The sequence below is a fragment of the Aliiglaciecola aliphaticivorans genome (assembly GCF_054782055.1).
Genome location: NZ_BAAGTF010000003.1, coordinates 164,205 through 182,630, shown reverse-complemented (window position 1 = coordinate 182,630; position 18,426 = coordinate 164,205). Strand labels below are relative to the sequence as shown.

General features: G+C 41.3%; 21 protein-coding genes and 1 tRNA gene. 13 read left to right on the top strand and 9 right to left on the bottom strand.

Annotated elements, in window-relative coordinates; genetic code table 11:
- Window positions 1–2: 2 nt before the first annotated feature.
- Window positions 3–428, bottom strand: coding sequence for a rhodanese-like domain-containing protein (locus tag ACYVIL_RS01825; RefSeq protein WP_303470858.1), 426 nt, complete (start codon window positions 426–428; stop codon window positions 3–5).
- Between the two features lie 250 nt (window positions 429–678).
- Here ACYVIL_RS01825 and gpmI point away from each other — a divergent pair, with 250 nt between their 5' ends.
- The 6 genes from gpmI to ACYVIL_RS01795 all read left to right on the top strand — a co-directional run bounded on the left by gpmI (window position 679) and on the right by ACYVIL_RS01795 (window position 6,060).
- Window positions 679–2,214 carry a 2,3-bisphosphoglycerate-independent phosphoglycerate mutase gene (gpmI, locus tag ACYVIL_RS01820; protein ID WP_303470856.1) on the top strand — a complete coding sequence of 512 codons (1,536 nt, stop codon included), beginning with the start codon at window positions 679–681 and terminating at the stop codon, window positions 2,212–2,214.
- 30 nt (window positions 2,215–2,244) lie between these two features.
- Window positions 2,245–3,390 (top strand): murein hydrolase activator EnvC family protein, encoded by a 1,146-nt coding sequence (locus ACYVIL_RS01815; RefSeq protein ID WP_460311361.1) that lies wholly within the window; start codon window positions 2,245–2,247, stop codon window positions 3,388–3,390.
- A 78-nt stretch (window positions 3,391–3,468) separates the two neighbouring features.
- A complete protein-coding gene (locus tag ACYVIL_RS01810; protein WP_460311360.1) occupies window positions 3,469–4,221 on the top strand; it encodes a divergent polysaccharide deacetylase family protein in 753 nt (250 codons plus the stop codon).
- A 26-nt stretch (window positions 4,222–4,247) separates the two neighbouring features.
- Window positions 4,248–5,186: a DUF808 domain-containing protein gene (locus tag ACYVIL_RS01805; protein WP_303470853.1), complete on the top strand. Its 939-nt coding sequence runs from the start codon at window positions 4,248–4,250 to the stop codon at window positions 5,184–5,186.
- Between the two features lie 137 nt (window positions 5,187–5,323).
- Window positions 5,324–5,662: a VOC family protein gene (locus tag ACYVIL_RS01800; RefSeq protein WP_460311359.1), complete on the top strand. Its 339-nt coding sequence runs from the start codon at window positions 5,324–5,326 to the stop codon at window positions 5,660–5,662.
- Window positions 5,659–6,060, top strand: a complete 402-nt coding sequence (locus tag ACYVIL_RS01795) for a hypothetical protein (RefSeq protein ID WP_460311358.1) — start codon at window positions 5,659–5,661, stop codon at window positions 6,058–6,060. The genes ACYVIL_RS01800 and ACYVIL_RS01795 overlap by 4 nt, the downstream gene beginning before the upstream one ends.
- A gap of 197 nt (window positions 6,061–6,257) precedes the next feature.
- Here the strand turns inward: ACYVIL_RS01795 and ACYVIL_RS01790 are convergent, their stop codons facing one another.
- Entirely contained in the window at window positions 6,258–6,554 is a 297-nt protein-coding gene (locus ACYVIL_RS01790) for a hypothetical protein (RefSeq protein WP_460311357.1), read from the bottom strand.
- Between the two features lie 197 nt (window positions 6,555–6,751).
- On the opposite strand from ACYVIL_RS01790, the gene ACYVIL_RS01785 reads away from it, so the two are divergent.
- Window positions 6,752–7,156, top strand: a complete 405-nt coding sequence (locus ACYVIL_RS01785) for a MerC domain-containing protein (RefSeq protein ID WP_303477363.1) — start codon at window positions 6,752–6,754, stop codon at window positions 7,154–7,156.
- Here ACYVIL_RS01785 and ACYVIL_RS01780 read toward each other — a convergent pair.
- The 4 genes from ACYVIL_RS01780 to rsgA all read right to left on the bottom strand — a co-directional run bounded on the left by ACYVIL_RS01780 (window position 7,146) and on the right by rsgA (window position 10,807).
- On the bottom strand, window positions 7,146–7,850 hold the full coding sequence (locus tag ACYVIL_RS01780) for a glycerophosphodiester phosphodiesterase (protein WP_460311356.1): 705 nt from the start codon (window positions 7,848–7,850) through the stop codon (window positions 7,146–7,148). The genes ACYVIL_RS01785 and ACYVIL_RS01780 overlap by 11 nt on opposite strands.
- Window positions 7,851–7,886: 36 nt before the next feature.
- Entirely contained in the window at window positions 7,887–8,753 is an 867-nt protein-coding gene (locus ACYVIL_RS01775) for a DMT family transporter (RefSeq protein WP_303477359.1), read from the bottom strand.
- Window positions 8,754–8,758: 5 nt separating this feature from the next.
- A complete protein-coding gene (asd, locus tag ACYVIL_RS01770) occupies window positions 8,759–9,619 on the bottom strand; it encodes an archaetidylserine decarboxylase (RefSeq protein ID WP_303477357.1) in 861 nt (286 codons plus the stop codon).
- 156 nt (window positions 9,620–9,775) lie between these two features.
- Complete coding sequence (gene rsgA / locus ACYVIL_RS01765; RefSeq protein ID WP_460311355.1) at window positions 9,776–10,807, bottom strand: small ribosomal subunit biogenesis GTPase RsgA; 1,032 nt, start codon at window positions 10,805–10,807, stop codon at window positions 9,776–9,778.
- Between the two features lie 191 nt (window positions 10,808–10,998).
- On the opposite strand from rsgA, the gene orn reads away from it, so the two are divergent.
- The 6 genes from orn to ilvN all read left to right on the top strand — a co-directional run bounded on the left by orn (window position 10,999) and on the right by ilvN (window position 16,327).
- Window positions 10,999–11,544, top strand: a complete 546-nt coding sequence (orn, locus tag ACYVIL_RS01760; protein WP_460311354.1) for an oligoribonuclease — start codon at window positions 10,999–11,001, stop codon at window positions 11,542–11,544.
- A gap of 155 nt (window positions 11,545–11,699) precedes the next feature.
- Window positions 11,700–11,775 (top strand) — tRNA-Gly (locus ACYVIL_RS01755).
- A 593-nt stretch (window positions 11,776–12,368) separates the two neighbouring features.
- Complete coding sequence (locus ACYVIL_RS01750) at window positions 12,369–12,830, top strand: hotdog fold domain-containing protein (protein ID WP_303477349.1); 462 nt, start codon at window positions 12,369–12,371, stop codon at window positions 12,828–12,830.
- Window positions 12,831–13,537: 707 nt separating this feature from the next.
- Window positions 13,538–13,915, top strand: a complete 378-nt coding sequence (locus ACYVIL_RS01745; RefSeq protein ID WP_303477346.1) for a MaoP family protein — start codon at window positions 13,538–13,540, stop codon at window positions 13,913–13,915.
- 196 nt (window positions 13,916–14,111) lie between these two features.
- Window positions 14,112–15,830 (top strand): acetolactate synthase 3 large subunit, encoded by a 1,719-nt coding sequence (locus ACYVIL_RS01740; RefSeq protein WP_303477344.1) that lies wholly within the window; start codon window positions 14,112–14,114, stop codon window positions 15,828–15,830.
- Window positions 15,830–16,327, top strand: a complete 498-nt coding sequence (gene ilvN, locus ACYVIL_RS01735; protein ID WP_216048780.1) for an acetolactate synthase small subunit — start codon at window positions 15,830–15,832, stop codon at window positions 16,325–16,327. The genes ACYVIL_RS01740 and ilvN overlap by 1 nt, the downstream gene beginning before the upstream one ends.
- A gap of 425 nt (window positions 16,328–16,752) precedes the next feature.
- Here ilvN and ACYVIL_RS01730 read toward each other — a convergent pair whose 3' ends face one another.
- From ACYVIL_RS01730 to ACYVIL_RS01720, 3 genes are all read right to left on the bottom strand, one after another.
- Window positions 16,753–17,073, bottom strand: coding sequence for an EthD family reductase (locus tag ACYVIL_RS01730; RefSeq protein WP_303477340.1), 321 nt, complete (start codon window positions 17,071–17,073; stop codon window positions 16,753–16,755).
- Between the two features lie 204 nt (window positions 17,074–17,277).
- Window positions 17,278–17,631, bottom strand: a complete 354-nt coding sequence (gene rraB / locus ACYVIL_RS01725; protein ID WP_460311353.1) for a ribonuclease E inhibitor RraB — start codon at window positions 17,629–17,631, stop codon at window positions 17,278–17,280.
- A gap of 34 nt (window positions 17,632–17,665) precedes the next feature.
- Window positions 17,666–18,391: a 1-acylglycerol-3-phosphate O-acyltransferase gene (locus ACYVIL_RS01720; protein ID WP_460311352.1), complete on the bottom strand. Its 726-nt coding sequence runs from the start codon at window positions 18,389–18,391 to the stop codon at window positions 17,666–17,668.
- Between the last annotated feature and the right edge of the window lie 35 nt (window positions 18,392–18,426).

The window sequence follows — 18,426 nt, the reverse complement described above, 5'->3', positions numbered from 1 at the left end:
GTTTATTTCGCAACTGGCAGATTGGCGCTTTGCCAAGAATTCATTCCACCTTTGAGCACAGAGGTTTGACTAAAGCCAGCTTTCAACATTGCTGATGCTGTCTTTTTAGCGGTCATACCCATGGCACATACTACAATAATGGGTTTGTCTTTATATTTTTCAAGGGCACTGAAGTCAGCCTTGTTAAGTTGCTCTGATTTAAGTTGTTTGGCCCCTAAAATATGACCTTTATTGAACTCGGCAGCAGGGCGAGTATCTAACACTATAGCATCCTGTCGATTCATTAGAATCGTTGCTTCGTGGGTGCTAAGTTCTTTGACTGGAGAAATGACTCCTGCCACATAGCTATAAATAATTAACACTACTAGTGCTACCCACCCAGCAGACAAAAAAGGATGGTTCCCAACAAACTCAATAATTTGATCCATTACTACTTCGGCCCCTTGGCGTAGAAAAAAGAGTGCAAAGTATATAGAAAATCTTTACAGAAACCAGTCCCTGCTTAGTGGAATCTGCAATTCAGCTATAACTTAACTCATAAATACACTTTAAGTGATGATGTTCACAGGATAAACTGTTGCTAATCTATCGCTATCAGTATTTTCAAAATCCATGAAAACGCGATAGATAACGTCATTCTTACTATTTATTTTGTCAAAAATTACACAGGAGCAACTTATGCCCAACGCGAAAAAGACGCTAGCACTGCTTATATTGGATGGATGGGGACATCGCGAAGATACCGATAAAAACGCCATTGCTAACGCCAATACGCCGGTTTTAGATAAGTTGGTGCAGGAGTATCCCAACACATTTATTTCTGGATCTGGCCTAGACGTTGGTTTGCCCCCTGGGCAGATGGGAAACTCCGAAGTCGGGCACGTTAACTTAGGTGCGGGCCGCGTGGTATATCAAGAGTTTACCCGTATTAGTAAAGCCATTGAAGACAATGAATTTGAAAATAATTCGGTTTTGGCTTCTTCGGTTGAGAATGCGGTAAAAAATGACAAAGCGGTACATGTGATGGGGCTACTGTCGCCAGGTGGTGTGCATAGTCATGAAGATCATTTGTTTGCGATGGTGAAAATGGCCGTACACAAAGGCGCGCAAAAAGTGTATTTGCATTGTTTTCTTGATGGCCGTGATACGGCACCGAAAAGTGCAAAAGAATCTTTAGAAAAAGCAGATGAATTATTTAAAACGTTAGGCGTTGGCAAAACTGCAAGCTTAATTGGTCGTTATTACGCCATGGACAGAGATGAGCGTTGGGAACGGGTTCAAGGGGCCTATGATTTAATTTCTCAGGGAAAAAGCGAATACCAGTACGCTTCAGCAATTGAAGCACTTGAAGCGTCCTATGAGCGCGATGAAAAAGATGAATTTGTTAAACCCACAAGTATTGGTGAGCCAGTTAAAGTGGAAGACGGCGATTCTCTTATCTTTATGAATTTTAGGGCAGATAGAGCAAGGGAAATTACCCGTGCATTCGTTGACCCAGAATTTAACGGTTTCGAGCGAGAATATCGTCCGAAAGATTTAAATTTCGTCATGTTAACTCAGTATGCAGATTCCATTGATGCGCCAGCGGCTTATCCGCCAGAACCATTAGTGAATGTGATGGGGGAATGGTTAGCTGACCATCATAAAACGCAGTTGCGTATATCTGAAACCGAAAAATACGCTCATGTTACCTTCTTTTACAGTGGTGGTCGCGAAGCTGAGTATGAGGGTGAAGACCGTATTTTGATTCCTTCGCCGAAAGTGGCAACGTACGATTTGCAGCCAGAAATGAATTCAAAGCTACTAACAGACAAGTTAGTTGAAGCCATTGAATCTGGCAAATACGATGCAATTATTTGCAATTACCCTAACGGTGATATGGTTGGCCACACGGGGGTTTATGAGGCTGCTATAAAAGCGGTTGAAGCCGTTGATGCCTGTATCGGTCGCGTGACAGAAGCCCTTAAAAAGGTAGGAGGCGAGTGTTTGATCACCGCTGACCATGGAAACGCTGAACAAATGGTTAATGCCAAAACTGGCCAGGCCCATACCGCTCATACTAGTGAGTTAGTACCTTTTATTTATGTTGGGCGAGATGCGGATGTTCGCACTGGCGGTACCTTGAGTGATGTTGCACCTACCATGTTGCATTTAATGGGAATGGAGCAGCCTAAAGAAATGACAGGTAAACCTATTATGACTCTTAAAAATTGATGATTCATTTAATAATGTGCTCAGTTTAAGATGATCCTGTTACGATGTTTACGCCAACCATTGTGGGCAGCAATGGTTGGTGTTTCTTTGGTTGTCGCAGTTTGCGTGCCTGTTGCTGCCCAGCAATCTGAAAAGTTAAAAGATATTCAGGCACAAATAAAGCAGAAACAGCAACAAATCGAAAAGCAACTTGCCGAAGCAAAACAATTACAACAACAGTTAAAAGCTGCCGAGTTAAATATTGCTCAAACAGTTAAAAGTATCGAGGCTACCCGCGAGTCGATAGACAGCACCCAGCATCAGCGTAAAGAGTTGGCCGCTCAACAAACGTCATTAAAAACTCAAGTGAAGCAACAGCAACACGCCTTAACAAATCAATTGAAAAGTATGTACATGGTTGGCGAAAATGATTTCGCTAAGATGTTATTTAATCTCGAAGATGCAGCAAAAATGGAGCGATCCTTGAGTTATTATCGATATCTCACTGACGCTAGAAAAAAGCAAATCGATGATTTTCGTAATTTAGTTATTGAATTGCGTGAAATATCACAGCAACTATTAAACAAACAACATCAACTAGAAGAATTAGAAAAAGAACAAACTCAACAACAAACTCAACTTGAGCAACAGCAAGACTTGCGGCAAATTACGTTAGCTAAAATTGAAAAGAAAATTGATTCTGAAGCGGCAAAAATAGAACAATTGCAAATTAACGAGCAAGCGTTGTTGAAAGCCATTGAAGAAGCTGAGCGAAATGCCAAACAAGGTCCCATTGAGTTAACTGGGTTAGCCAGCCTTAAAGGTAAGTTGAACTTGCCCACTCAAGGTAAAATGCGAAATATGTTCGGTCGAATTAGACAGGGGCAAATACGTTGGAAAGGCGTTCTATTTAATGGCAATACTGGTGCACCCGTCAGAGCAGTTCACGCGGGGAGAGTATTATATGCTGATTGGCTCAGAGGTTTTGGCTTAGTGACAGTGCTAAACCATGGGGATGGTTACATGAGCTTGTATGGCCACAATCAAGCGTTATTGAAAAAAGTGGGTGACACTGTACAAAGTGGAGAGACGATTGCGTTGGTCGGTCAAAGCGGTGGTCAAAGTAGCCCTAACTTATACTTTGAGATCCGTCATAAGGGTACCCCCATTAACCCAAGTCAGTGGCTTAAAAAATAACCGCCTTGACAACAAAAATTAAGAATTAGAATAATTGTGCATTATATTCCTAAATCCCTGAGCAAATTGATTACATTAATGCTGTTAAGTCTGGCCATTTCGCCCCTATTTGCAGCGGAAATAGCCCTGATTATCGATGACATGGGGAATACTAAACGCGATGAAGCGGCATTTCTTTTACCCAAAGAAGTGGCATTTTCAATACTGCCGCTCACTCACCTATCTGAAGAGTATTCCCATAAAGCGGCAGTGCAAAAAAGAGATGTGATGCTACATATTCCGATGGAGTCCTTGGCTGGAAAACCCTTAGGGCCAGGCGCTCTCACTGCCAATATGTCAGCTGAATCGATTCGCCTTACTCTTATACAGGCACTGGCCACCGTCCCTGATGCAATTGGTGTCAATAACCATATGGGCAGTAAGCTTACTCAATTAAGTTTACCGATGAATGTCACCATGGAATTTTTAGCTCAGCAGCATTTGTTTTTTGTAGACAGTAGAACAACGCGATACAGTAAAGCGCTTAAAATAGCCCAGCAAAATGGCGTGTTGAGTGCGCGACGAAATGTGTTTTTAGATAACGATAATCACCCTGCAGAAATTGATGTTCAGTTTAAGCGATTAATTCAACTATCCCAAAAAGACGGATATGCTGTTGGCATAGCGCATCCGTATCCACAAACCATCGCTTATTTGCAAAAAAATCTACCAACATTGGTGAAACTAGACGTGCAACTTGTTGCCATCAGCGACCTTTTGCATACCCAGCAGTTGGCCGTAAATCACCATTTAGATATTAAACCTGATCGAGTTTTATCTGAACTTGAATAAACTTTTAGCAGAAAAAAGGAATCATTATGGCTGCTTCTAATCTACTTGCTTTAATTGATGACATTGCCACTATTCTTGATGATGTTGCAGTGCTTTCTAAAGTGGCAGCGAAGAAAACCGCTGGTGTTCTAGGAGATGATCTTGCGTTAAATGCCGAGCAAGTTTCTGGAGTAAAAGCTGAACGAGAGTTACCTGTGGTTTGGGCGGTGGCAAAAGGATCATTTCTCAACAAACTTATTTTAGTGCCTGCTGCGTTAGCTATTAGTGCTTTTTTACCCGTGCTCATAACCGTGCTAATGGTTATCGGTGGTTTATATTTAAGTTTTGAAGGATTTGAAAAGGTATTCCATAAATTCTTTCACTCGAAAGAAGAGTTAGACGCTGAACATGCTGAAAAGATAAAAGCTTTAGCAGATCCTAACGTCGATCTCGTTGCTTTAGAAAAGGATAAAATTAAAGGCGCAATTCGCACCGACTTTATTCTTTCTGCGGAGATAATTGTGATTGTTTTGGGTACCGTTAAAGATGAAATATTCATGACACAATTTGCTGTTGTGTCTGGGTTAGCACTGCTTATTACGGTGGGTGTTTATGGCCTAGTGGCAGGTATTGTAAAACTGGATGACTTAGGTTTGTATTTGCTCAGAAAGTCGTTGAGCGGTCGTTTCGATGGTATTCAACGCACCCTGGGAAGATGGCTATTGATGTTTGCCCCGATGCTAATGAAAACACTGGCCATTGTAGGCACCGCCGCGATGTTTCTAGTGGGGGGAGGGATTTTAGTTCATAGTATTCCGACTATCCATCATGTTGTTCACGACATTGTAGCCTGGCTTGAAACTTTGTTAGGGAGTATTAGCCAAAGCGTCGCTCCAATTTTACTTGAAGGGTTAACCGGAGTCATGGCCGGCGCTGTGGTAATGCTGATTGTAACCTTAGTGACTAAAATTAAAAAGTCATCCTAAATAGACGTGAAAAGCGACGCAATAAATCGTAAAACGGATTGTTAACTTTCTTATCATTTATGTTGATTGAGACTATATTGATTATTAGTGTATCTACGAAAATGAATGCTCCCATGATAAAAATAAGGTGATCTAGTATGGAATTAGGACAATTTTCGGTTAGCTTAACAGTCAAAGATATCGCCAAATCACAGGCTTTTTACGAAATGCTCGGTTTTAAAACACATGAAGAATGTGGCAGCATCGAAGACAAATGGTTAATTTTGCAAAAAGACACAACTGTTATAGGGTTATTCGAAGGAATGTTCGAAGACAATATTCTGACTTTTAACCCAACAGATGCGCGCGCAATAGAAGCCCATATACGTAAAATTGGCTATCAAATTGATTCTGAAACTCAAGGTAATTCTGGGCCAGCGCACTGTATTGTCAAAGACCCAGATGGCAATGTCATCATGTTCGATCAGCACCAATGAGTGCTTGTCAGTTAACTTGCTGGAAGTGTGGAAACCGTCTAGACGATGTTATATTTCCCATGTCTCGACGAGAAGAATGTGCCAACTGCGGAGCAGATCAACACGTGTGTAAAATGTGTAAAGATTACGATGTTCGAAGCGGTTGTAATGAACCTAGGGCGGAACAGGTAAGTGATACTGAAAAGGCTAATTTTTGCGATTATTTTTCGCCATCTGGAAACGTCTTTACAGCCACTCATGACGACAAAGCACAGCAAGCTAAAGCACAATTGGCAGTTCTGTTTGGTGACGAGCCAGCAGTAGACAACGTCCCCAAATCAGCGGCCAATAATGAAGATAAAGCATTAACGCCAGCGCAAATTGCCGAACAAAAATTACGCGATATGTTAGGCGAATAGTGCATTTTCAATCCTAAATCCCAAACCCGTAGTCGGCGGCTTTAGCCCTGAGAGAGGCAAATCCCAAACCTGTAGTCGGTGGCTTTAGCCCTGAGAGAGGGTAACAATAACCAAAACCCCATGGCCTAAAGACCATGCTACAGGTCTGGAATGAATATTTAATACCGAGGCAAATCCCAAACCTGTAGTCGGTGGCTTTAGCCCCGAGAAAGGGTAACAATAACCAAAACCCCATGGCCTAAAGACCATGCTACAGGTCTAGAATGAATATCCAATGCCGAGGCAAATCCCAAACCTGTAGTCGGCGGCTTTAGCCCCGAGAGAGGGTAACAATAACCCATGGAAAATCCCATGAAAACCCCATGGCCTAAAGACCATGCTACAGGTCTGGAATGAATATCCAATATCGAGGCAAATCCCAAACCTGTAGTCGGCGGCTTTAGCCCCGAGAAAGGGATACCAATAACCCATGGAAAATCCCATGGAAACCCCATGGCCTAAAGGCCATGCTACAGGGCTAGAATGAATTTCAATAACCATAAAAAAAACTAATAACGGTTGCATTTCCAAAGAAATGTTATACTATAACGCCCCGGTTTGAAAAGTACGAAGATAAATTTGCGATCTTTATACTTAATTTAAAAACAAACCTGAATTGAATTTCCATAAACACAGAGGATTAATCAGCGACATGGCGGCATCTGAAAATAAATCAGTAATGGATAGAGTGGGGATCTGGACGTCCAGTATCTGTGCTTTGCATTGCCTGCTGTTGCCTATTCTAATACCTCTAGTGCCTTTTATTGGCGCGAGTTTTTTTGCGCAAGATTGGTTTGAGAAAACCATACTTACCTTATCGATGATTATCGGTTTCTGGGCGCTACTTTTTGGATTTTATCGTTACCATAGACAATTGTATCCAATATACAGCTTACTGTTAGGCGGATTGATATATTGGAATAAAGATATGTTTGGCGAGGCGTACGAACCATTTACTATTGGTTTAGGGGCACTGCTTATTGTCGCTGCCCATGTCGCTAATATTCGTCTATGTAAAAGTTGCCACTCTTGTCATGATTGTGAGACTAGTCACTAGCTGAATCAGCAAGAGCTAATCTAGCATTGAGTGGATTGTTGCAAAATACAGCGTCTACTCCCCATTCTTGTAAACGTACTAAATCTTCCGGTTGATCTACGGTGTAAACTCCCATTTTCAGGCCTCTTCGCTTTGCATCGTAAACAAAATTTTTGTCTACAAAGGTCACGTCGGCATTCACAAATTCTGCACCCAAAACCTCAGCAAAACCGGCATAATCTATTGGCTTATTGGCTGTTAACGCACCAATTCTGGCGCTTGGAGCAATGGTTTTGATGGTCTTGAGCAAATGGTGATCAAATGAAGAATATAAAATATTTGAACTGGGAATGGATAAACTGTCGCAGGCATCATGAACGTATTTCAAAAGCAGTGGAACATCCCTAACACCCTTTAATTCAATGTTTATTTGACATGATAAACCAATACACTGTAGCGCTTCCAGAAGAGTAGGAACGGTTTCTCCTTCCCCTGCATCGAGTTTTCTAATTTGTTCGAGGAGTAAAGAATCAATACTACCAATGCCATTGGTAGTGCGATGTAACCAGCGATCATGGATTAATATAAACTCATTTTGATGCTGAAACACATCAAATTCAATCCCATCTGCTTGCTGAGCGATTGCGGTTTTAAGGGCTAATAAAGTGTTTTCTGGTGCTAATGCACTGGCACCACGATGAGCATATATAAACACAATCAATCCATTAATCGCTAGCCTAACAGAATTGGACTATTTGCGATGCAGTTTTTGGGCGTTGACAGTCTCGTATATCGCGGCTGAAATTACCAGTGCACCACCGAGAAAAGTTTGCCAATTAGGTTTTTCATCGAGCACAATAATGGCAAGTATTACCCCATAAAATGGTTGCATACAGGCCACAAGCGCAAAGGTTTTTACGCGCAAATGTTTTAAGCTGGTTGCAATCAGCGCATGGGGTAGGGCAGTTAAAAAGATACCCAACACCACTAACCACATATAGGTTTCATTGCTGGCGGTGAAAAAATCATCGGAAACAAAAAATAGCAAGCTAACTAAAATCACCAATGTTTGATATGCCATAGCATGGGAGCCAGAGTAATGGGAAAAATACTTCCGATGACAAAGGTTTCTAAGTGCGTAAAGCACAGCTGAAAGCATGCCGATCAATATTCCTAGGGTGATGTCATTTTTTAATGAAATTTCAGGAACGATCAGGAAAATACCTATAAATACTACGATTGCGCTGACAACATCCTGCCAAACTAATCGAATTCCCTCAAAGAATGGCTCTAATAAAACGGCGATAACGGGGAAGGTAAAAAGAGCTATCATGCCCACTGACACCGACGAGTATTGCATTGCCGCGAAATAGGTTACCCAATGCGCCGACATTAATATTCCCAGTGCTAATGCTACCCAATAATCTTTAGCATTATTCAGCCGTAAACTGCTACCAGAGAGTTTGACTAATAACCCTAGTACAATACATGCAACCACCGAGCGCCCAAATGTGATATCAGTGGCAGACAACGGAATTATTTTAGACATTAGCGCCGTGGCACCTAACAAAATCACGGTTAGGTGCAAAGACCATAGGCTTCGTTTTACTGGATGCATAAATCTTAGTCTTTCAAAGTGGCGAAAACTTCACCTAGGCGTGTTGTATCTCCGCTAGATTGACCGTTGAAGTCGATCATGTCAGGTTCAAAACAGGCCACAATGGTAGAGCCCAATTTGAATAGCCCCAGCTCTTCACCTTTGGCTAAGGTAATGGTGTTTTCACTATCTTTGGGGTATCGCCAATGTTGAACATTTTGCCCTGGTGGGGGGGTAACTGTGCCCGCCCAAACCGTCTCGATGCTCGCGACAATAGTGGCACCCACAAGCACAATTGCAAACTTACCTTGCTTAGACTCAAATACACAAACCACACGTTCATTACGAGCGAACAACCCGGGCACGTTTTGAGTGGTAAGTGGGTTAACTGAAAACAGCTCGCCCGGTACGTAAATCATGTCGGTCAATACACCGTCCAAGGGCATATGGATTCGATGATAATCTTTTGGCGATAAGTAAATGGTTGCAAACTTGCCGCCTTGAAAAGGGGCTGAAATATCAGGATTACCGCCCAATAGCGCGGTCAAACTGTAGTTATGGCCTTTTGCTTGAAAAATAGTATCAAAATCAATGTCGCCCAGTTGACTGACGGTACCGTCAACGGACATGGCTAACTGTTTTGGATCATCACAAATTGGTCGTAGACCTTCTTTTAATTCCCGGGTGAAGAATTCATTAAAAGTGCGGTAGTGGTCTGGCTCTGGAAATTTAGCCTCGGACATATCAACGTTAAACTGTTTGATAAATAACTTAATCAAAGCAGTCGTTAATCCACCTGCTTCAGCCGCTGCTAACTTACCTACAAGTCTGGAAAGCAAATGTTTAGGTAAGATGTACTGTAACTTTATTTTGAACCAACTGATCAAGACCGGAGCCTCCATAATTTCGACAAAATAATTGTATCGTATATTGCTATTTTAGTCTGATAATGAGTCGGTCTAAGTCATGCCATTTTGATGGGGAGTAGAAAACAGCCCCATTTTTAGGGCTTGGAAGGCAATTGTGGAAACAAATAATTACAGCTAATTAGGGATTGCGCGGTTTGGACGATTCTCTTCCATTGAAGACAAAATTTTATGATAGCTTTCATAACGTTGCATTGATATCTCACCATTTAATGCCGCTTGCTTTATAATGCAACCAGGATCATCTAGATGCTTACAGTCTCGAAATTTGCAGCCGCCAATGTAATCCCTAAATTCAATAAATCCAGATGTGACTTTTTCTACGGGAAGGTGCCAAAGGGCAAACTCCCGTACCCCAGGTGAATCAATTAAGTCACCGCCGCCGGGGAAATGTAACATTTTAGCCGCAGTCGTAGTGTGTTGACCCAAGCCTGAGTTATCTGAAATGTCACCAATGGCCTCATCTGCACCCGGTAGTAATTGATTGACAATACTTGACTTTCCTACACCCGATTGTCCAACGAACACACTAATTTTATCTGCTAAAATATCTTTAAGTTGGTCGATACCTTCGCCGGTTTTGCAACTGGTGAGCAGTACTTGATAGCCAATATCTCTATATATTTGCAGCTCTTTATCAACCCTTTCACGGGCGTCTGCGTCTAGCATCTCAATTTTATTCAAGAGCAAAATTGGCTGAATTTGAACATCTTCAGAGGCAACTAAATAACGATCAATTATATTTAAAGACAAGGCAGGTAAAACTGAACTCACAATGATGATTTGGTCAATGTTAGCAGCAATTGGTTTCACCCCATCATAAAAGTCAGGGCGAGTAAGAACAGAGGTTCGATCGTGGACTAACTCGATAATACCGTTCACCCCTTCACTTGCTTCTTTACCGGGGCGGAATTCAACTTTATCACCGCATACTACGCTACCAGCGGTGCGACGCATGTGGCACTTAGTCACTTCCCCAGACTCATCTTGCACATCAGCATGTTTTCCAAAACGTCCAATAACTGTCCCTTGACGGCTATCAGCTAATTGTTCATCACTGTGAAATGATTCTTTGGTCGAAAGTCTCTTTTGGCGATTGGTAGAGACTTGACGTTTTTGCTTTTTGGTTAATTTTGGTTTTTTTGCCACGTTTACTTTACTTAATTTGGCTCGTTAGACTCATACATGGTAACGTCAGCGCGTAAATTTTGATAATATTTTATTTGGCTTGTGTTATTCATCAGCTAATTTCCTTCACTTAAAGTATGCGAGATTAACAATTTACAGGCCACCAGTAGTCGAAAAAGAGAATGAGTAAACCCATACATAAGGTTTGTATTATGCCAGTAAATAACGAAAATTTGGTTTGGATAGATTTAGAAATGACCGGTCTAGAACCAGAAACCGATGTCATTTTAGAAATCGCCACTATTGTGACGGATAAAAACCTCAATGTGTTGGCAGAAGGGCCGGTTCTGGCTATACATCAATCCGATGAAATTCTCGATAATATGAGTGCTTGGTGTGTTGATGTGCACGGTAAATCAGGGTTAACGGACCGCTGCAAAGCAAGCTCAATAGATGAAAATGAAGCTGTGAAACAGACCATTGCCTTTTTGCAACAATATGTGCCCAGTGGTGTTTCACCTCTATGCGGAAATACGATTGGTCAAGATCGTCGGTTTTTGGTGAAATATATGCCGGACTTGGAAAATTATTTTCACTACCGTAGTATTGATGTGAGTACTCTCAAAGAGCTGATAAAACGCTGGAAACCTGAAGTTTTAGATGGATTGCAAAAAAAAGGTACCCATCAAGCTCTAGACGATATTCGAGAGTCTATTGAAGAATTGGTTTACTACCGCAAACATGTGCTCAATATATAAGCGCTATGTTTATATTTTCGCTAAAAAATTCAATTTAACTAAATTTATTTAAAATAACACTTGATTCGTTAGATTATTTTTGTACAATGCGCTCCCGGTTTAGGATGAACCGAAAGCAAAACGGCAATAAAGGATATGCCAACCACCACCAAAATGCGGGAATAGCTCAGTTGGTAGAGCACGACCTTGCCAAGGTCGGGGTCGCGAGTTCGAGTCTCGTTTCCCGCTCCAAATTCTACACTCTAATAATACTTGATAGTACCTGATGATTTCTCATGGACTAATCCATTGTAATTTTTAAGCCGTTATTTTAATCGCTTTACTGTATTGAGTTTCACAAACTTATATTGGGCAAAAACGTGCGTTACTGCTTAAAAACTTGATACTGACCTAAAAATGCATCACACTTATCTGGTCTAACCAGTCGAACATGTCAAGAGTGACGGCTAAAAACCCGTTACGTTGGTTCGTTGATAAAGTGAAACTATCCGGTATATCCAAAGTTGAAATTTTGCATACTGATGATAAGTCAAAGACGTTTGTGAAATTAAACAGAAGCAAATTTGAGAATTATGTTGGTAGCGTTGTATGGGGGTTAATTTTGTGGTTCACGTCAGATTAATTTTAAAAACGATAGATTCTTTACTTGTTAACAAGATAGAGAAGGTCAAAGCCCATATATCAATAAATTAAATGTTGATATGACTTTCAGATGGTTAGGTTAAGCTCAAATAGCTTGGATTTACGAAGATTAAAATGACACAACAGAAAGTTGTTAGCTTTCTGTTGCCTTACAGAATTTTAAAAAAGACCTGAGACCGAATATGGCCGATAATTATCTACTGAAAATATATAAAAAGTTTTTGAAGTTTCCTTTTGGTAGGAAGCTTTTTAGCTGGTATTCAGCGCGACGTGCGCCTTACTTTTCAACAATATCGCCGCTAGTTACAGAACTTAGACCTGACCGTTGTGAAGTGCTTATCAAGAAGCGAAAAATAACACAAAATCACATTGGCACAGTCCACGTTATAGCGATTTGCAACGGACTTGAAATGGCGATGGGGTTCATGAGTGAAGCATCTATTCCAAAAAATCTACGCTGGATACCAAAGGGTATGGAGGTTAAGTACCCCGCCAAGGCTGACACCGACATCAAGTGTGTAGCAGAGGTTCCAAAAGGTGCCTGGAAACCCGGAGATTTGCCTGTAATAGTAAAGGCTTACGACCAACAAGGTAAAGTTGTTGTTGAAGGTACGATAACTATATGGGTCAGCGAAAAACGATAGAAGAGTTTACGAGGCTTTGTTGTCCCTGACATTATCTAAGCAATACGAAAAACGTTACTTAATTGTCGATGATGTCTTGGGAAGCTTCAACTAAAGAGCGAAGCCATATGTCCCCCACTCAATGCCACGGTTAATTCCTTAGCAGTCAATTTTCAGAATTAGCTGTCTATAGTCACATCGCGATTTTGCTTGGTCTTTGGTGATACTTCGATGATTCAAAACTGGGTAAAGGGAAGTTCGCGAACTATGCTTTCTTATTTAGGTTGTTCAATGGCCTGATTGGTGTAACGGAAGATGCACCGCAAAACTTCGATTGAAATATCTCGTTTAGCGCAACTATTTATTAAAGTCGTGAACTGTTTTGAATTAAATATAGTGTTCAATTGAGGCCCAGCCTCAACAAATAATTGCACTCGTTATTGCACTCATCTCCAACATCATAAAATCCGCAAAAATTAGGCAGTTTGGCCTGATTTATGCTAATTATTTCCCCGCGAAATTGACGCTTTAAGTCAATAATGTCGTGGATTAGCAACAATTTCTCCGGATCATCAAATTGTCATAAAATATTTGTTGACACCACTGCGTTTTGGTTTTATTTATCCCCCTGTATAGACGTACTCAATTGGGGTTTTACATCAACACAAGCACTCAATTGGAATCAGCTTTTTTAAGTTAATTATTTTTGTTTTTTTGGGATGTCCATTATGGCAAATATTACAAGAGATTCTTTAGTAAAGCGCGTATTCACTGATGTGAAAAATTACCCTTATGGTTTTTCACGTTCTGGAGACTTTTCGATTAATGAGAGCAAAGCGTTGAGTCAATATGGTGCTTTATACGCAGCGCTAGTTGATGGTGTTATTTCACCCGAAACACATGAAGATCAACACTTTGTTGAATCGGCATTTGGCAAGGTGGAACCTGAAACTGTATCTGAGCGTGCTTGGTTAAAATATCAAAAACGAATCAATCGACCTAAATTGGGAAGCATCTACGGCAATAAGCCGTCTCACCTTAACGATGATGACGAAGATGCCACAATTAGTGATGATGAAGAGCTTGAAGTGGATCTCGATTCGTAGAAGTGTGTAAAATAAATGTAAAACCATCCTATTTTTGAACGAAATATGCTCATTAATAGGATGTTTATCCTAAAAATGCGGTATATTGGGATATATATCTCACTTTATGCCGTTTTGCTGTTTTATCTTCCTAATCTGTCACGTATAGTCCGTATAAATCTAACAGTCACTTATTAATTACACAGGAGGATGTCTGGTGGAAATGATGTCAGGTGCGGCTATGGTAGTTCGCGCCCTTAAAGATTCTGGAGTTACCCATGTTTTCGGTTACCCTGGTGGTGCCGTTCTCGACATTTATGATGCTTTATATGCACAAGATGATGTCAAACATGTACTCGTCCGCCACGAACAAGCTGCTGCTCATATGGCTGACGGTTATGCTCGCTCTACAGGCAAAACAGGTACAGTCTTAGTAACTTCTGGTCCCGGAGCAACCAATACCATTACAGGTATTGCGACTGCTTATATGGATTCAATTCCAATGGTTGTGTTGTCAGGTCAGGTGCCGTCAATGCACATCGGGGAAGACGCATTCCAAGAGACAGACATGGTGGGCTGTTCTCGCCCAATCGTTAAGCATAGCTTTTTAGTTAAACGCGCAATTGATATTCCTAAGGCTATTGCTAAGGCATACTATATTGCTAACACGGGGCGACCCGGCCCTGTAGTCGTTGATTTACCAAAAGATTTGGTGAATGTACTTGAATCTCATCCCTATGAGTATCCATCAGATGTGACTATGCGCTCTTACAATCCTACGTTGAAAGGCCATAGTAAGCAGATTAGAAAAACTGTTGATACCCTAGTTAATGCGAAAAGACCGGTACTTTATGTGGGGGGCGGTGCAATTACCTCTGAAGCATCAGAGTTGATCACCGAATTGGCAGAAAAGCTCAATGCACCTGTTACCTCTACTTTGATGGGCATAGGAGCGTTCTCAAGCGTTCATGAGCAGTTCGTTGGCATGTTAGGTATGCATGGCACCCTTGAAGCGAATAAAACCATGCACAACGCCGATTGTATCTTTGCCTTAGGGGCAAGGTTTGATGATCGTGTGACCAATAACGTGGAAAAATTCTGTCCCCATGCAACCATTATTCATGTTGATATTGATCCGGCATCTATCTCGAAAACAGTGGCCGTACATATACCCGTTGTTGGTTCAGTGGATAAAGTGGTTGAACAGGTTTTAAGTCAATTGAATAAAAAGGACTTAACGGAGCAAAAACAAAAACTTGCAGATTGGTGGAGCCAAATTAACTCATGGCGCGACCGCAAGTGCTTAAGTTATGAAAAGAGTGCTGATGTGATTAAACCTCAGCAAGTTATCGAAGCTCTATATAAGCATACAAATGGCGATGCATATGTGAGTTCAGATGTGGGTCAACACCAAATGTTTGCCGCTCTTTACTATCCCTTTGCTAAACCTAGAAGATGGATTAACTCTGGTGGCCTAGGCACTATGGGCTTTGGATTACCTGCAGCAATGGGCGTGCAAATGGCCAACCCAGACGCCGTATCAGTAGTGGTCACTGGTGATGGTAGTATTCAAATGAACATTCAAGAGTTATCTACCTGCTTGCAGTACAACTTGCCAGTAAAAATTATCTCTTTGAATAACCGTGCGTTAGGTATGGTTAGACAATGGCAAGATATGATCTATAAAGGTCGTCATTCTCACTCTTATATGGATTCTATGCCTGATTTTGTAAAATTAGCGGAAGCCTATGGTCACGTCGGCATTAAAGTGAATCATCCGTCTGAATTGGATGACGCTATGGCTAAGTGTTTCGCCCTTAAAGACCGCTTAGTGTTTATGGATATTGCCATTGATCAAAATGAACATGTCTATCCCATGCAAATTAAATACGGTGCAATGGATGAAATGAGATTAAGTAAAACGGAGCGTACCTGATGAGAAGAATTATCTCTGTATTGATGGAAAACGAACCAGGTTCATTGTCACGCATTGTTGGTGTGTTTTCACAGCGAGGATATAACGTTGATTCACTGTGTGTAGCACCCACCACTGATTCAAGTCTTTCGCGACTAACCATAGTTACCCATGGTGATGACAAAGTCATTGAACAAATTACGAAACAAGTCAATAAATTAATAGACGTACTGAAAGTGACGGACTTAACAGATGGTACTCATGTTGAACGTGAGTTAATGTTAATTAAAGTGGCTGCGAAAACCGATTTGGTGCGTTCTGAAGTCAATCGAACGGTTGATATTTTTAGAGCGCAAATAGTCGATACTGATGCAAAGAATTACACTATTCAAGTGACAGGAACCAGTGATAAGTTGGATGCATTTGCCCAAGCAATGTGGGCCCAGACGGAAGTCATCGAGTCGTCTAGAACCGGTGTCTGTGGCTTAGCTCGTGGTGAAAAATCACTGAGAGTTTAGGTTTTACAGGTACCAATACAGTGGGGCTATCGCCCCACTGATCAATTAAATTCTTTCCCGGCTTATCAGCCACACATTATTGTCTTAATTTATGCTGCGTATCCCATGGCCTAAAGACCATGCTACAGGGGGGAATCTTGTAGGCGGTGGCTTTAGCCCCGCGAGAAGCCTTTGAATGCCCATGGCCCAACACCCCATGGCCTAAAGACCATGCTACAGGGGGGGGGGGAATCTTGTAGGCGGGTGCTTTAGCCCCGCGAGAAGCCTTTGAATATCCATGGCGAAAAATCCCATGGCCTAAAGACCATGCTACAAACTTGTAGGCGGGCGCTTCAGCCCCGCGAGAAGCCTTTGAATATCCATGGCCTAAAGACCATGCTACACGGAGGTCGGTATGACAACCTCGGATGGACGATAAGGGGCAATTATATTGCGTCGTTTCCAACCAAAATAACCGGTGCGCCGCCGCTTGAAATGCGCACAGCGTCACCTGCTACCTCTTGCATCTCGACACTTCCCATCGTTTGCTGCAACTCCTCTGCGGAAGGAAATGGCATGGAAAACATTTGATAGTATGGTGCTGGGATGTCTGGTGGAGACACAAATTTGGTGACAGTGTAAGGCTTATGCTCCAATGGTATATTCATTTTCTCATGGAGCATCGATAAGTGTGCTAAATAATCGGTATCGAATTGAGCTGCATCGGTAGGTTGAGGATATAGAACAACTAATTTAACTTTAGACATCGTGTATTTCCTTATTACTAATAGTTCTGCTACGACATTGTTAACAGAATTCTAAACCATATGGCTTTAGGCTCTAGCAACCTTAGATATCTTAGGGGCTAAGCCCAAACCGGATTAGGGTTACCTATACTGAATAGCGAGTAACAATTTATCTACCATCACCGCCTGCTATGTTGTTAGCGTTGCGGCAAGTAACCCACAAAACTATTCGATAAAGTAAGTGCCCCAACCGTCATAATGAATGTTGTGTTTGTCGGCAATTTTTAACAGTGTATCCGTATCTTTATTGATTAAATCAATATCTAGCATTCTTTCTACAACGGCATCAAAACAGAATACGGTGCCACCATCGTCTAACATCAACTCTTCAGCATCTCCTACTTCAAAGCCTGCTTTAAACGCATCTACGGCGGCTTTTTCAAGGATGTCAAAATCAGAATGAGCAAAATGATATTCAATTGTATGCGGTGCCTCGGCATTACTTCCGTCTTCAATCAATGCTTCTACGGTTTCTTGATTAAATTCGTACCATTCTTCTTTCTGTTCTGCATTGCTCATTGGCTATCCTTTATGTGTGTTCTAATAAGGTAATCTATTTAACTTCGTCGATTTGTGCAACTTGATTGTCAAGTTCAGCAATTTTGATTTTCATCCTGTTATGGATTTCAGTAGCCCATATCTTGGCATCATGCTGTTTATCCAAGTTTACTGGTTCACTTAAGTCAATTAGCAAAGTGCCATTATTCCACCGATTTAACTTTATTTTTTGATGCAAATTACTGGTACATACCATAACGATGGGTTCGTTAACTGCTTGGGAAATTCTAAATGCTCCAGTTTTAAAACTGAGTAGACCACGCCCTCTGCTGCGTGTACCTTCCGGAAAAAAGAAGACAGATAGCTTTCGTTGATTAATTTTATCTATTGTTTGTTGCAAGGTGTCTTTTGCACGCCCGGTATTTTTACGGTCAATGAGAATATTACCCGATAACCAAAACAGCCAACCAAATACAGGAATAAAAACCAGGCTCTTTTTACCCACGCAGACCACGCCTTTTTGAGCTGAAAGACAGACCGTTATAAGATCATAGCTATTTTGGTGGTTTGCTACAAAAACGAATGGGCCACCGTTTTTAACGCTATCAGGTACATTAACTTTTACCTTTACACCTATCATCGTTGCGATAGCACCATACAGCTTACCAATAATATGTACATTATTACGGTGGAATGGACGTACTATACACATCAAAATCATTGCCAAACTGGCAACAACAAAATAGCACAAAATGAATATTACTCGTCCAATAGCTAACACGTGTACTCTCAAATAAAAAATGGGCGAAGAGTATA

Coding starts and splice junctions, on each gene's coding strand:
- ACYVIL_RS01825 (WP_303470858.1), bottom strand. CDS start 428: ATGGATCAAATTATTGAGTTTGTTGGGAACCATCCTTTTTTGTCTGCT.
- gpmI (WP_303470856.1), top strand. CDS start 679: ATGCCCAACGCGAAAAAGACGCTAGCACTGCTTATATTGGATGGATGG.
- ACYVIL_RS01815 (WP_460311361.1), top strand. CDS start 2,245: ATGATCCTGTTACGATGTTTACGCCAACCATTGTGGGCAGCAATGGTT.
- ACYVIL_RS01810 (WP_460311360.1), top strand. CDS start 3,469: ATGCTGTTAAGTCTGGCCATTTCGCCCCTATTTGCAGCGGAAATAGCC.
- ACYVIL_RS01805 (WP_303470853.1), top strand. CDS start 4,248: ATGGCTGCTTCTAATCTACTTGCTTTAATTGATGACATTGCCACTATT.
- ACYVIL_RS01800 (WP_460311359.1), top strand. CDS start 5,324: ATGGAATTAGGACAATTTTCGGTTAGCTTAACAGTCAAAGATATCGCC.
- ACYVIL_RS01795 (WP_460311358.1), top strand. CDS start 5,659: ATGAGTGCTTGTCAGTTAACTTGCTGGAAGTGTGGAAACCGTCTAGAC.
- ACYVIL_RS01790 (WP_460311357.1), bottom strand. CDS start 6,554: ATGGGGTTTCCATGGGATTTTCCATGGGTTATTGGTATCCCTTTCTCG.
- ACYVIL_RS01785 (WP_303477363.1), top strand. CDS start 6,752: ATGGCGGCATCTGAAAATAAATCAGTAATGGATAGAGTGGGGATCTGG.
- ACYVIL_RS01775 (WP_303477359.1), bottom strand. CDS start 8,753: ATGCATCCAGTAAAACGAAGCCTATGGTCTTTGCACCTAACCGTGATT.
- orn (WP_460311354.1), top strand. CDS start 10,999: ATGCCAGTAAATAACGAAAATTTGGTTTGGATAGATTTAGAAATGACC.
- ACYVIL_RS01750 (WP_303477349.1), top strand. CDS start 12,369: ATGGCCGATAATTATCTACTGAAAATATATAAAAAGTTTTTGAAGTTT.
- ACYVIL_RS01745 (WP_303477346.1), top strand. CDS start 13,538: ATGGCAAATATTACAAGAGATTCTTTAGTAAAGCGCGTATTCACTGAT.
- ilvN (WP_216048780.1), top strand. CDS start 15,830: ATGAGAAGAATTATCTCTGTATTGATGGAAAACGAACCAGGTTCATTG.
- ACYVIL_RS01730 (WP_303477340.1), bottom strand. CDS start 17,073: ATGTCTAAAGTTAAATTAGTTGTTCTATATCCTCAACCTACCGATGCA.
- rraB (WP_460311353.1), bottom strand. CDS start 17,631: ATGAGCAATGCAGAACAGAAAGAAGAATGGTACGAATTTAATCAAGAA.